The following is a 13726-nucleotide window of genomic DNA, read 5'->3' on the forward strand; positions in this document are numbered from 1 at the left end:
GCAGTCAGGCTCCGTGAGGGCCCCGCTTCGGCCTCGGCTTCCGCGGCCCGTCCGGCCAGCACGTTGCCCATGCGTTCCATCAGTTCGCCGCGGGCGCGCCGTCCGACGTCGGACGCGGTGTCGCCCGCAGCGCTGCCGATCAGGACGGGAGCACCACCGGCGGCGCCGGTCGGGTTGAAGGACTTCGACCGGGCGGCGACGCGGGCCAGCAGCGCGCCCGGGGTGTGCGGCCACGGAGCGAAGACCTCGGGAGCCCAGGCCGTCGGTGTGGAGACGCTCACGCACGGCCTCCCTGCAGCCGCGCCGTACGCGCCTCTTCCCGCGCGGCCTCTTCCTCCAGTAGTCCGGCCGCCCGGGCGTACACGGCTTCGCCGGCAGGAGTGAGAGCGGCGCGGTGGCGGCCGAGCGTGTCGACGCCCTGGAACGCCTTCTCCAGCAGCCGGGTCCGGCGGGCGGCCACCGCCGCCTGCTGGGAATCCGACAACGGCGCACGCTGGTGGAACAGCCGGTACAGGACCGTCTGGCGGACCAGCACGACCGTCTGCTGGAAAAGCCCGGTCAACGGCCGGGGATCCGGCCGCAGCGGGGTCATGACGGAGGGCGCGGCATCGGTGGCGGACACGAGGAACGGGGTGCTGAAGGCGGCGGCGTTGCAACGGGTGTGGGTGCCTTCGTGGACCAGGGCGTCGGCCAGCCGGACCCAGCCGGGCAGACCGTCGCGTCCTGCGGACAGCCGGGCCGTGTTGACGAACACGGCACCGTGCGTGGTGAAGTCGGTGAATCCGTCGATGGCCCGCCCGTCCAGCAGGACGATCTGGCTCACGCTCTCCCGCAGTTCGGCCAGCATCGCCGGCCACACCTGGTCCAGCCGCTCGGCGGTCTCGGCCAGTACGGCGGCCTGCCCGGGCTCCCAGCCCCGGACGGCGGCGCCCTGTCCCTCGATGCCCGTCGTCGTCGCCAGTTTCTGCGGGATCGAGGCGAGTGCCCGCCCGACTGCCGCGGCGAGGTGGGGTGCCGGGACGGCGAGGTCGACGGCCCAGCGGCCGGCGGCCTTACGGGGCGGGGGAACGGCTGCCGGATCCCCGCCGGTCGAGGCCGTGCGCTCCAGTGGTGTGGTCACGGGCAGAGGTTCCGCGCCCGCCCGGTGGGCGGCGGCCTTACGGGCAGGATGACGCGGAGGCGGCACGTACCCGCCGGCCCCCGTCCTGCCCAACACCGCTTCGGTGGCGTGCCAGAGGGCGTCCTCGGCCCGGCGGGCGGCCACGGCGTCAGGGGTCACAAGCACGTTCCGGCCTCCGGCAGGGTTCGGGGGTGGAAGGTGCGTGGCGGACGAACCGCCACGCACCCTGGTGCTGCTAGGTGGACGGATCGAGTGCCTCAGTCGTCGTCGCCGATGTCGACCATCAGGCCGAACTCGGGCAGTTCTTCGGTGACCTGCTCGATCTCCGGCTGCTCCATGGGATCCACTCCTTCGATGGGTTCATCCGTGATGGACGGACGGCTCTCGCCGCCGGTCGGCCAAGGGACTACCCAGCGGACACGACGTCGAAGAACGGGGGTGCGGGGAGCCGCCGCAAATCCGTCACCGTCGAAAGCTTCTGCTTCTCGCGCCACCATGGAGAAAACTTGACGAAGTTCGTCCGGAAGGCACAGCTACAAGTGGGGGATGTGACAGGGGTGCAGGGGTGGAAGTCGCTTCGGGTGCCGTGATGGCACGCGTCCACCCGTTTCGCCGGACGAAGGTGTCCTGATAGTCACCGTACTGATCGCTTTGAGTCCCCGAGACAGCTGGCTTCCTGACGGCGGAGCAGCGGGCTGGAGCTGAGCGCGCGAGTCGCAGGCTGAGCAACGACCGGGCGGCGGGACGCTCTGTCCGGGTCAGAGCGCGTTCCAGGATGCGTGCCGCGCTGCGCGGGTCGTTCCGCCAGGCCACCGCGTCCCGGCGGCCGCTGTTTGTTGTCGGCGGACAACAACGCGTCCCGCGTCGCCTCCGCTTGTTGTCCGCGGACAACGACCCACCACGCCGCCTCCCTTGCCCCATTTCGCGCATCGAAGCTAGTAAGGTAGCGCCACGACCGCCTCGAACCGCCCGGGTGATCGGGAAAAGGTAGTAGCCAAGCTGCCCACCGACCTTCGCAAAGAGCTGAAGGTCCGTGCGGCGGAACTGGACAAAGACATTCAGGACGCCGTCGCTGAAGGTGTCGCGGCGTGGCGGAAGGCGAAGAAGCCTGCCGTCCCGGTGGACACGAGCGGCGGCACCTCGTATCTGTCGGCCGGGCTGTACGAGAGCTTCAAGCAGGACTGCAAGTCCCGGGGCATCTCGTACAACCAGGGCATCGCCCAGGCGATTCGTCTCTGGCTGGACGGCAACCCCTCCCCCAGGCCGAAGCAGCCCCGGGTGACCGGTGCCCGCCGCATCATCTTCGGCAACCAGAAGGGCGGTGTGGGCAAGACGTCGGTGTCGGCAGGCGTCGCCCAGGCCCTCGCCGAGACCGGACACCGCACGCTGCTCATCGACTTCGACCCGCAGGGCCACCTCACCAAGCAGCTCGCCCACCCCATGCTCGACATCGACGAGGCGAGCCTCGCCAAGCACATGCTGAGCGAGGCCCGGGGAGACCTGAGCGAGCTCCTCGTCCCGATAAAGGGCGGGGACTTCGAGGACCACCTCTGGCTGCTGCCGGCGTGCAAGGACGCGTTCCTGCTGGACGCCCGGCTGGCGACGACCCGCGCGGTCCGGGTCAAGGAGACGGCGCTGGAGAAGGCGCTGGAGCCGCTGGAGCAGGACTTCGACTACATCATCGTCGACTGCCCGCCGAGCCTGGGCTACTCCATGGACACGGCGCTCTACTACTGCCGCACGCGGGAGGGCGAGGAGCCGAGCACGTCGGGGATCGTCATCCCCGTCCTGGCCGAGGACTCCTCCGCGGACGCGTACGACATGCTCTACGAGCAGGTCCAGGACCTCACCGAGGACCTGGACCTCGAGATCGCGATGCTCGGCTTCGTCGTCAACATGTACGACAGCCGCAAGGGATTCGTCGCGACCTCCTCGCTCGAGGAGTGGAACAAGATCGGGGAGCCGCCCGTGCTGGCGGTCGTGCCCGAGCTGAAGGACCAGCGTGAGGCCGTCCGTGTGAAGAAGCCGCTCCTGGTGCACACGCCGTACGGCGAGCAGGCAGAAGTGATGCGAACCGAGGCACGGAGGATCAGCGCATGAGTGGGATCGCGGACAGGCTCGGCACAGGGTCGTCCTTCGGGAAGGCGCGGGGACGCAGTGCCCGTGGACGGGCCAAGGCGATAGTCCAGGGCGATGTGCCCGCCTACGAACTCGTCCGTCTGCGGCTCGAGGAAGTGTCGCCCACACCCCTCAATCCCCGCCGCAACTTCGGCGGCGACGCAGAGCTGACCCGTTTCGGCGAGGAGCTGCGCAACGCCCAGCTCGCGGCGTGCGTGGCGGTCACCCGCGACGCGTACCTGGCGCTGTGGCCCGATCACAAGGAGCGGATCGGCGACGCGCTGCACGTCCTGGTCAACGGCGAGCGCCGCTACCGGGCCGGCAGTTATGTGGGGCTCGATGCCCTGGACTTCGTCGTACGGGACGACCTGGCCTCGTCGCGCGAACAGTTCGTCAACCATCTCCTCAAGGAGAACCTCGACCGCGAGGACTTCGACGTCATCGAACGGGCTCGGGGCGTCGAGCAGCTGGTCGCCATCTGTGCCGAGCAGTCGGGGGAGCGGGACGCACGTGCCCGTGCCGCTGAGCAGCTCGGCAGGGACCGCTCCTGGGTGACGAACCAGCTCGCTCTCCTGGAACTGCCGGAGGAGCTCCAGCAGATGCTCAGCTCCGGCGGACTGCCGGAGCGGGACGGGCGGGCGCTGGTCCGCCACCTTCGGGAGAACCCGGACATGGACTCGGCCGCTCTGCTGGAGCACCTGCAGCGGACCAAGGAGGCGGCCGCGCGGGCGAAGGAGGAGGAGCGGGCCGCTCTGGCCGCGGTGCGGGAGGCAGCTGCCAACGGTTTGTTGTCCGCGGACAACATGTCGGCGTCGTTGTCCGCGGACAACAAGCCGGTGCCCACGGTGCCGCACCAGGAGCCGTCGCCCGTATCCGCGTCCGAGTCCGCCGAGCCCGCGGCGGAGCCCGTGACGGTCGGGGCGGGTTCGTTGTCCGCGGACAACGAGCCGTCGGCCGGGACGACGCGACAGACGCGGCCGGAGGAGCCGTCCGCCTTCGCTCCGGTCCCTGCGCCGGCTCCGGCACCGTCTCCCGCACCCATAAGCACGCCGGGTTCGTTGTCCGCGGACAACAAACCGACCGCACCTCCGGCACCGACCGTGGCCCCGGCCACGGCCGTCGAGGGCACCACCCCGGCCGCCCCTGAGGTGCCGGCCGCTTCTTCCCTGCCGGAGAGCACCCAGCCGAAGCGCCTCCCGTACGACGACGCTCCCTACGTCATCCAGCACCTGCACCGGAAGATGGAGAAGCCGGTCTTCGTCCAGGGCGGCCGGCTCTGGATGCGGATTCTCCAGGCGGAACACCCGGAGGAGTACCGGTCCCTCCTCGCCGACCTGGACCTCGAAGAGAAGCCGTCGGCATAGCCCTGGCCACCGTCCGCCCTGCCCACGAGCCCCCTGCCTCCTCCAGGAGACAGGGGGTTCGTTCTACGACGCCGGGGCCGCGGCGCGCGATCGATGGGTGGCGTCGACTCGAGCCGTCGCCACCAGGCGTCCAAGGGCTTTCGATCACGTGCCGCGGCTCCACGCGTCGACCGTCGCGGTGGCCCAAGCCTCGACCCGTTCCGTGAACTCCGCGGCAGGAAATGTCCCGTCGACGGCGACGTCTTCGATCGTGACGGAGTAACCAGATCGCGGCGCGCTCCGGTGCGGCAGCGCCGCGTCCCGGGCGACTCGGGAAGGCGGGCTCTGCACACGATGGGAGTTGCCACGACGAGCTTGACCAACGAGCTGGTCCACTTCGTCAAGGCCGCCGTCGAGGTAGGCGCGCAAGAGCGCCCAAGCCATCGCGCCATCATCGGAGGGGAGCCGACTGGGGTGTTGGAGCAGGAAGCAAGCGACTGAGACGCCGTGCAGCGGCCCCCACGGTGCCTGCCGTGAATGGTCCAATGCGAGCAAGGCGTGGAACAGCTCGTCACAAGACCGCGGGTTCATCGGCGCACCGCACTCCGCGCAAGGTTCCATGGGCGAGTAGGCTCCCGAGTCAGCTGATCTCGTACCCGGCCGAGCACAGCGCGGCCAGCGCTTGGTCTTGGCGCTGTGCGGGGACAAGCACCAGGTCTGCGTGGTAGGTCGAGGCGCTGAACACCGGAATCTCGGCGCGGGCCAATGGCGTGAGGACGGCGGCCAGCAGGCCCGGCTCGTCGAGTCCGTGGTTCGGATCGGCGTCATACAGGGCGATCCAGTGATCGGTCGAAGATGTCGAGCTATCCGCGGAACGGATCACCGTCAGGCCTTCCGGCGCTCGCACCAGGGCAAGCCAGTCGTCGCCGCGCGGTTCGTGTAGCTCGGGGTGGTGTTCGAGGGCCAGGATCTCGTCCAGCACCCGGAGCCGACGCGCCGGGCGGGTCGGGTACGGGCCCAGGTCGACGGTGAAGGCCACACGGTCGAGTCCGGGGCCGTCGTAATCCGGCTGGGTGGGTGCGGCCGTGAACCCGAGCCGGGTGTGGAATGCCTGAGAGACGGTGTTCTCCGGGCTGGTGATGCAGTGCACATACCGGCGGCCGTGCGCCCGCACGAGCGCGAAGAAGGCACGGTAGAGGGCGCGCCCGAGTCCTTGCCCGTGCAGCGCCGGGTCGACGCCGACGAAATGCACATAGGCGACCTCCGGCTCGGACTGCGACATGAAGCCGACGAGGAACGCGCTGAGCTCCCCGTCGGAGCGCTCGACGAGAAAGCTGGTGGTGGTGAAGTGCTGAAAGTACAGGCGGGGAAGCAACAGCGCGCGCTCGATCGCCCCTGCCTCACCCTTGAGTCCGCCCCACCACCTGTCCAGCACGGCCAGCACCCGCGGGTGATCGGCGGCAGCAGGGTGTCGGGCCCTCAGTCCCGCAGGAAGGTCATTGATCACGCGCGCAGTGTAGAAGGCGTTGGAGCGACCATGCCAAGGTCACTGACCCAGCGGCCCCCCGCCGGCAAGGAGCGGGGTGATCTGACGGATGCCGAGTGAGAACGGCTGCGGCCGCACCTGCCGCTCTGCAACGGCCGGTGCGGCAGGTGGCGGGATCACCGGCAGGTGGTCGAGGGCAGGAACAGTGCCGGCTGTTCGCAGCGGTCCGCGCCGCCGGCACCGTCGCTGTTGGAACAGATCAGGAGAGCACCCATCGGGGCGGGTGTCCCGGGTCGGTGGGGCAGGTGAAGACGTGCAGGTCTCGGTCACGGCCGAAGCGGAGCCGGGTGGGCCTGGCGACGGACTGCCCGCCCCGGATTGACGCCATCCCCTGCAGGGATGGATCGCGGTCTTCCGTCGGCACCCAGCTGTGCGAGTCGGGGTCCATCTCCTCTCCCCCGGCCGTCAGCAGAAGCCGCATCTCAGCCCTGCAGGACGCGCAGACAATGTTCATCGGGCCCGTGGACGCCCAGCTGGGGAACCCGCCGACCCGCCAGCCGGGCGGGATCGAGAGAGCGCCCTGGTAGTTCGGCGCGTAGCGGCCGCCTTCCGCCGTCTGGGCGTCGTCCCAGGCATCGATGCCGGCGATCAGATCCGCAGGCAGCGTGTCGTCCTCCGCCCACGGATAGGTGTCCACCTCCTCGGGGTGCACGACACAGGGCTCGGGAAGTTCGTCCTCCCACCGGAGCAACGGCACTTCAGGCGCGGCAGCAAGGAAGCGGTCAGCTCGCTCCGTCTGCGCGGCCGGCCTCCACCGCAGAAGGTATCGGCGCTCGAGGTGCGGGCCGTGGACGCGTGGGCAACGGAAGAGCTGCACCAGATCAGCGCCGCCGGGACCGGCGGCCAGGCCAGGGACGTCCCGGCGGAAGAACTGGGCGAGCCCCATGAAGGGGGTCGGTTCGCCCTCCCCCCGGCTGTCGGCACCGGGCCATGGGCGGCTCCGGGGCCACGCGCCCGCAGCACGGGCGGCGCGGATCTCCTGCGGTGCGTACCCCTCGGTCTCGGGCTCATGCGGCTCACGACAGACCGGCCACGGCTCGTCGCCGGGCCACAGCAGCGGCCCGCCCACATGGCTGTCATGCCGCCCTGGCTTCCCCGGCCGCGGGTGCAGGCGGGTCGTCCGTCCACGGAAAGCCGCCAGCTCCGGGAACACGGCCTCCACCGCGACCGGTCTGGCCGGCGTCGTCCTGGTCATGGGCGGACCGTACGGGGCCGGGAGCAGATCACGCGAACGGTTACCGCGCCCCTTCCCCCAAGGACACGTCGTGGCAGCGGGTAACCGGACATGACCGGTGAGCGCCCTTGTTGTCCGCGGACAACAACCTGCCGTGCCTCCGAAGCAGCCTCACTGGAGAACGCGTCCCCTGCGGGGCGGGGAACCTCCGGCGTCCTCACCACGACCTGGCCGTGTTTGTTGTCCGCGGACAACAAGCCGTCTGCGTCCCTGCCTCTTATCCACGCGTTCAGGCTTGATGGCTGCGGCAGTAGATCTGCGGATCCGCAGGTCAAGCGGGCCGGAGGGAAATTCAGGTGACCGACGAGAACGGTCCTCCCTACGATCGAGCGCTGCCCAATCGTGCCTTCCTGTCGCTGAACGGCTCCCGCATGAAATCCTTGATCCCAGGCGTGCTGCGTGATGAACCGCAGTTCGCCCGCCTCTTCATCGGGCAGTCTCTGTCGGTGCTGGGCGACCGTGTGTCGTTCGTGGCCGTGCCTTTCGCCGTGCTCTCGGTGGGTGGGTCTGCCTCGGACGTCGGATTGGTGACGGCCGCCGCGCTGGTCCCCATGCTGCTGTTCACCCTGGTGGGCGGGGTATGGGCGGACCGCTTTCGGCGGCATCGCATCATGCTGGTCTCCGACATGGTGCGGTTCGCCGTGCAGGGGCTCATCGCTGCACTGCTACTGACCGGCGTTGCCGAGGTTCCGCATCTGGCCCTGCTGATGATCCTGTTCGGCACGGCGGACGCGTTCTTCATGCCCGCTTCCACAGGACTGATGCCGCTGGTGGTCGGGCCGGAACGGCTGCGTGAGGCCAATGCGCTGCGCGGGTTCGTCCAGTCGTCCGGGCTGGTGCTCGGTCCGGCCGTGGCCGGTGGACTGGTCGCACTGGCCGGTCCCGGCGGCGCCCTGGCCCTGGACGCCCTGACCTTCGCCATCAGTGCCGCGTTCCTGGCCCGGCTGAAGCCTCGCGAGACGGCATCCGAGACAGTGCGGGGCGCTGCCGGCGGGACCTTCCTCGCGGAGCTGCGCATCGGCTGGGTTCAGGTGCGCAGCCGGACGTGGGTGTTGTCCGGCCTGGCCGCCATGGCGGTTTACCACGTCGTCGTGCTGCCGTCGGTCTTTGTACTGGGACCCGTGCTGGCCGAGCGTGAGTGGGGCGGTGCGGCAAGCTGGTCGGTGGTGGTGGCCGCCTTCGGGGTCGGGGCCATCGTCGGCGATGTATGCGCCTACCGGCTCAAGATCGCGCGGCCCATGGCCCTGGCCGCTGCGGCGCTGGCTGTGGCTTCCTGTCAGGCGATCATCATCGGATCCGGTGCATCACTCGTCGTGATCGCGGTGCTCGAAGCGGTCACCGGCGTCGCTGTTTCCCTCTTCTTCGTCCTGTGGGAGACGGCGCTGCAGACGCACGTGCCTGAGAATGCCCTGTCCCGCGTGAGCTCCTACGACCACCTGCTGTCATCCGGACTGATGCCGCTCGGCCTGGCGCTCGCCGGCCCGGTGTCTGAATCGTTCGGCGTGCGGCCCACTCTGTACGCGATGACGGTCATCGCGGTCCCAGCCACTCTGGCGCTTCTCTGCGTACCGGCCATCCGACGCCTCCCTGCGCATGCCCCGGGCACTGCGAGCGGCGGTGGCGTCCACGCTGCCTCAGAGGCCGGCCTGCCGTGAAGCACGACGGCGGCAGCAGCAGCCGCCCTGCCGCTGCTGCTGAGCGGCGTCCCCTTCCTGCGAGTTCTGCGCTGTCCCGGACGTGACTCGCCCTTCGCCTCGACGAGTCCAAGCACGCCTCAGCCGCCGCGGAACTCAGCATGGAGGTCGACCCGCCCGCGCGTGGTCGCCGACCGGCTCGCCCTGCCGAACCCGGAGTACCGGCCAGCACCGCCAGCCGAACGGCAGTAGCCCGGTCCTCAACTGCGTCGGCGGGGATCACGCCCGCCCAGCCCAGTCCCCCGCTGTGCGGGAGTGGGTGCCTGGCTCTGGTGCGGCCTGCTTGTTGTCCGCGGACAACAAGTCCCGTCGGCCTGAGCTGCAAACGGCGCTGACTGTTGTGGCAGCGGGTATCGAGACATACCCCGGAGCACCCACGTTGTTCGCGATGCTCCGCGACGGAATCTCTTATGAACCCAGCCTGCCTGAACAGCAGTAGGGCCTAGGGAGCGATGCCTTCGCCGCCCGGCAGGTGAACAACAACGTCACAGTTGGCGATCCGGTCCGTCAGCGACCGCGGGCTCACGGCTCACTCCACGACCGTTCACCAGATCGGGATCGGCCCCGGCTTCCACCAGCACTCGAATCGTTGCGCCCTCGCCGCCGACAGAAGCGCCACTGCGCCCCCGATCGGCGCGGCCGACGGCTGGGGTGACAGCTCCGGCGATCGCTTTGTGGTGCCCCCACCCCACGCTGCCGGCCGGGGCCCCATCAGCGTTCGCACCCTGCGGTGCGGTCCATTGCCGCGCCATCGCCACCCATCGTGATGTGCGGCATTGATTGGTCAATCGCTGTTAATGTCCAGTAATGCGCTACACGAAGGGAAATGTGGGGTTTAATCAGATTCAGGGAGTGCGGGAGTGATCAAAGACCATCCCGAACTCGCGGTATTCCTCTGCCTGGCCGCCGGTTACCTGGTGGGCAAGGTGCGGGTCGGTCCCATCACTCTCGGCGGGATCTGCGGAACGCTGATCGTCTCGCTCCTGCTCGGTGCCTGGACGAAGGTCGAGGTCGCGGACGACGTCAAGACCGTCTTCTTCGCGATCTTCATCTTCGCCCTCGGATACATGGCGGGTCCTCAATTCTTCGGCAACCTCAACAGCAAGAGCCTGCGCTTCTTCGCCCTGTGCGGCATCGAACTCGTATGTGTGGTCGGCATCGCTCTGGGGCTGGCCAAGATCTTCGACCTGGACGTCGGTACCGCGTCCGGCATCCTTGCGGGGGCGGCCACCGAATCCGCCGTGGTCGGCACCGCGACCGAGGCGATCGGCAAGCTTCCGGACCTGTCCCCTCAGCAGATCGCCACCTACCAGGGGCATGTGGCCACCGCCTACACCGTCTGCTACCTCTTCGGGCTCGTCACCGTCGTGATCTACACCAGTCAGCTCATGCCGATGCTGCTGCGGATCAATCTCCGGGACGAGTCCCGAACCCTGTGGGAGCGCATGCGCGGCGACTCCGCGGGCATGGAGTCCGACGAACGCGAGGCCCTGCCCAGCATGGTGGGAAGGACGTTCCGGGTCACCCATGCCGTCGGCCGGCCGGTCTCCGAGATCGAGCGGCAACTAGGACGCCGTGTCACGATCGAGGCCGTCAAACGGGGAGGACGGGTACTCACACCACCGCCGCCCGACTTCGAGCTGCGCTTCGCCGACCTCGTCCTGGCGGTGGGACGGCGCGCCAACGTCATCGAGGCCGACGAGGTCCTGGGGCCGGAGACCTCCGGTGTGCCGGGGCTGGACACTCCGCTCAGCAGCGCGCAGGTGTCGGTCACGGACAGGTCCGCGTCCGGCAAAAGCCTGAACGTGCTCAACCGGGAGCACCCGGAGTTCAGCCGCAACGGCGTGTACGTCACCGAGGTGCAGCGCGGGGACCAGGTACTGCCTGCGACACCCGACACCGTTGTCCACCGCGGTGACGTGCTGACCCTGGTGGGCGCCCGCTCCGGGCTCGGGCGCCTGGTGGCGAAGATCGGCTCGGTCGTGAAGAACGACGCCACCGACTTCGTCTACCTCGGCGCGGGCATCACTGCCGGCTCGCTCCTCGGCCAGGTCGCGATCACGATCGCGGATGTGCCTTTGTCTCTCGGCACGGGCGGGGGCTGTCTCGTCTCAGGCCTGCTGTTCGGCTGGTTCCGCTCCCGCAGCCAGACCTTCGGTGCCTTCCCCCCACAAGCGGCGACCACCCTGAAGGACATGGGCCTGGCCATCTTCATCGCCTGCACCGGACTCACCTCCGGCCCGCAGGCGTGGCCCCTGCTCAAGCAGTACGGCGCCCTGCTCCCCTTTGCGGGCATCGCCATGGTTCTGGTGCCCGCCTCCCTCTCCCTCCTGGTCGGCCGCCGCCTGCTGAAGATCGAGCCGCCCCTGCTCATCGGCGCCATCGCGGGCCAGCAGTGCTCCACGCCGGCCATCACCTCGGTCACACAGGTCGCCGGAAGCTCCGTGCCCATGCTCGGCTACACCGTCACCTACGCCCTGTCCAACTTCCTGCTCCCGCTCACCGGCCCCCTGCTCGTCGGTCTTCTCGGAAGCCAGTCGCGGTGAAGGATGATCGACTTTCTCGACCGCAACGGTCACAGGGTGCCTGGTGGCCGGGCCGCTCCTAGGAGCCCGGCTCGAAGTGGGCATCGAGAACACCGTGGAAGACCTGTTCGTCACCTTTCCCCTCTTCGCTCTCGGCTACTTGGTGCGCCCTCAGCTCTTCCGCAGCATGCGTAAGGGCGGAGGCGGACTTCCACGGGTGATGCACGCGCTCGTTGTCCATGAGCAGGCCCGGTCGCGGACGACCACACTCGGCCACACGTCCCTACGCCGTGGGCAAAGCGCTGCTCGCCGAGCGGTCATCGTCATCCTCCATCACTGACGTAAGGACACTGCCGTGCCCAAGACCCACTTCACCCGCGAGGAGATCCGCTCCTTCGGACAGCTCTCCCCGTTCGAGCTCAAGGACAAGTTCCTCCAGGTCGCGCAGGAGGCGCAGGAGGATCGGCTCGGTCAGAAGGGCAAGACACAGATCCAGATGCTCAACGCCGGCCGGGGCAACCCGAACTGGACCGCCACCGGGCCGCGGGAGGCATTCCACGCGCTCGGCTACTTCGCCCTCTCCGAGTCCAGGCGGGTCTGGACCGCCGACGACCTCGGCGGGATGCCCGAAAGGGCCGGTGCGGGCGAACGCTTCGAGGCCTTCGTGCGGCAGAACCCCGGCCTGCCGGGGATCGAGCTCCTCCACCGGTGCGTCCACCACGCGCTCGGACGTTTCGGCTTCGACAAGGACGCCTTCGTCCACGAACTCACCGACAGTTCGATCGGCGACAACTACCCGGTCCCCGACCGGATGCTGCCCCACACGGAGCACGTCGTCCGCGCCTATCTGCACGAGGAAATGTTCGACGGGCACCCGCCCGAGGGTGAGCTGCGGCTCTTCGCCACCGAGGGCGGCACCGCGGCGATGTGCTACATCTTCGACTCGCTGCTGAAGAACGGGCTCCTGAAGAAGGGGGACCGCATCGCGCTGATGGTGCCCGTCTTCACGCCCTACATCGAGATCCCCGAACTCGACACCTACGAGTTCGACGTGGTGCGCGTCGAGGCCTCGCTGTTCGCGGAGTCCGGGGTGCGGCAGTGGCGCTATCCACCGGAGGAGGTCGCGAAGCTGGAGGACCCGACCGTCAAGCTGTTGTGCCTGGTCAACCCCTCCAACCCGCCCTCCCTCGCCCTCAGCGAGCGGGTGGTGCGGCAACTCGTGGACATCGTCGCCACCCACAACCCGAACCTGATCATCGTGACCGACGACGTCTACGGCACCTTCGTCCCCGGTTTCCGGTCGGTCGCCGCCGAACTGCCGCACAACACGCTGCTCGTGTACTCCTACTCCAAGCACTTCGGTGCGACCGGATGGCGGCTCGGGGTCATCGGGCTCAACGACGACAACGTCATCGACCGGACGATCGCCGCGCTGCCCTCCGACGAACGCGACCGGCTGCACCGGCGCTACTCCTCGCTCGCCCTGGAGCCGGAGAACATGCGCTTCGTCGACCGCATGGTCGCGGACTCGCGGCAGGTCGCGCTCAACCACACCGCCGGGCTCTCCCTGCCGCAGCAGGTGATGATGACCCTCTTCTCTCTTTTCGGCCTTCTGGAGGACGGCCGGGCGTACAAGGAGCGGGTCCGTGCCATCGTGCACCGTCGACTCGGCCTGCTTCTGGAGGGCGCCCAGGTGACGATCGCGAACGACGAAGGGCGGGCGGCCTACTACGTCGAACTCGACCTGATGGCCGAGGCGCGCCGCGTGCACGGGGAGGAGTTCGCCGACTTCCTCCGCAGCACCTACGAGCCGGTGGACCCCCTGTTCCGACTGGCCGAGCAGACCGGGGTCGTCCTTCTCAACGGCGGTGGCTTCGACGGCCCCGAGTGGTCGGTGCGGGTCTCGCTGGCCAACCTGGACGACCTGGACTACCTGAAAATCGGGCACCACCTCAGGCGGGTCTTCAACGAGTACGTCGAGGAATGGAAAACGGCCAGCACCGCGTGAGAAACCGCTTGGTGCTGCACAATCCGATCCTGCCCGACCCCACAGAATGCAGCAGCGAAACCATGAGCCTTTCTGACCTCACGCTGATGCGCATTTGAGTTTCGCATCGGCGAGGGCTTCGATGATGCCGTGCTGCCA

Annotated in this window: 11 protein-coding genes; 6 read left to right on the top strand and 5 right to left on the bottom strand. The window is 68.9% G+C overall.

Annotated features, from left to right (window positions below):
* Both HW445_RS06325 and HW445_RS06330 read right to left on the bottom strand, forming a co-directional pair.
* The coding region (locus tag HW445_RS06325; protein WP_180220034.1) for a hypothetical protein at positions 1-281 on the bottom strand (281 nt) is incomplete at its 3' end.
* Entirely contained in the window at positions 278-1120 is an 843-nt protein-coding gene (locus HW445_RS06330) for an HEXXH motif-containing putative peptide modification protein (protein ID WP_180220035.1), read from the bottom strand. The genes HW445_RS06330 and HW445_RS06325, both read right to left, overlap by 4 nt.
* A gap of 999 nt (positions 1121-2119) precedes the next feature.
* On the opposite strand from HW445_RS06330, the gene HW445_RS06335 reads away from it, so the two are divergent.
* Positions 2120-3220: a ParA family protein gene (locus HW445_RS06335; RefSeq protein WP_180220043.1), complete on the top strand. Its 1101-nt coding sequence runs from the start codon at positions 2120-2122 to the stop codon at positions 3218-3220.
* Positions 3217-4602, top strand: a complete 1386-nt coding sequence (locus HW445_RS06340) for a ParB/RepB/Spo0J family partition protein (protein ID WP_180220036.1) — start codon at positions 3217-3219, stop codon at positions 4600-4602. The genes HW445_RS06335 and HW445_RS06340 overlap by 4 nt, the downstream gene beginning before the upstream one ends.
* Before the next feature lie 144 nt (positions 4603-4746).
* On the opposite strand, the gene HW445_RS06345 is transcribed toward HW445_RS06340, so the two are convergent.
* The 3 genes from HW445_RS06345 to HW445_RS06355 form a co-directional block, all read right to left on the bottom strand.
* A complete protein-coding gene (locus HW445_RS06345; RefSeq protein WP_180220037.1) occupies positions 4747-5202 on the bottom strand; it encodes a DUF5946 family protein in 456 nt (151 codons plus the stop codon).
* Positions 5203-5221: 19 nt separating this feature from the next.
* Complete coding sequence (locus HW445_RS33350) at positions 5222-6088, bottom strand: GNAT family N-acetyltransferase (RefSeq protein WP_180220038.1); 867 nt, start codon at positions 6086-6088, stop codon at positions 5222-5224.
* A 238-nt stretch (positions 6089-6326) separates the two neighbouring features.
* Positions 6327-7322 (bottom strand): hypothetical protein, encoded by a 996-nt coding sequence (locus HW445_RS06355; protein ID WP_180220039.1) that lies wholly within the window; start codon positions 7320-7322, stop codon positions 6327-6329.
* 335 nt (positions 7323-7657) lie between these two features.
* Here HW445_RS06355 and HW445_RS06360 point away from each other — a divergent pair, with 335 nt between their 5' ends.
* From HW445_RS06360 to HW445_RS06375, 4 genes are all read left to right on the top strand, one after another.
* On the top strand, positions 7658-9016 hold the full coding sequence (locus HW445_RS06360; RefSeq protein ID WP_308798449.1) for an MFS transporter: 1359 nt from the start codon (positions 7658-7660) through the stop codon (positions 9014-9016).
* An 899-nt stretch (positions 9017-9915) separates the two neighbouring features.
* On the top strand, positions 9916-11601 hold the full coding sequence (gene aspT, locus HW445_RS06365) for an aspartate-alanine antiporter (protein WP_180220040.1): 1686 nt from the start codon (positions 9916-9918) through the stop codon (positions 11599-11601).
* Between the two features lie 76 nt (positions 11602-11677).
* Positions 11678-11920 (top strand): hypothetical protein, encoded by a 243-nt coding sequence (locus HW445_RS06370; protein WP_180220041.1) that lies wholly within the window; start codon positions 11678-11680, stop codon positions 11918-11920.
* A gap of 15 nt (positions 11921-11935) precedes the next feature.
* Positions 11936-13588, top strand: a complete 1653-nt coding sequence (locus tag HW445_RS06375; protein ID WP_180220042.1) for a bifunctional aspartate transaminase/aspartate 4-decarboxylase — start codon at positions 11936-11938, stop codon at positions 13586-13588.
* Positions 13589-13726 lie beyond the last annotated feature (138 nt).

The organism is Streptomyces sp. UH6 (assembly GCF_013421635.1).
Lineage (GTDB): Bacteria > Actinomycetota > Actinomycetes > Streptomycetales > Streptomycetaceae > Streptomyces > Streptomyces abyssomicinicus.

What these genes read in the sequence shown, in the direction of transcription:
- HW445_RS06340 (WP_180220036.1), top strand. Translation starts at nt 3,217, where the DNA reads ATGAGTGGGATCGCGGACAGGCTCGGCACAGGGTCGTCCTTCGGGAAG.
- HW445_RS06355 (WP_180220039.1), bottom strand. Translation starts at nt 7,322, where the DNA reads ATGACCAGGACGACGCCGGCCAGACCGGTCGCGGTGGAGGCCGTGTTC.
- HW445_RS06345 (WP_180220037.1), bottom strand. Translation starts at nt 5,202, where the DNA reads ATGGAACCTTGCGCGGAGTGCGGTGCGCCGATGAACCCGCGGTCTTGT.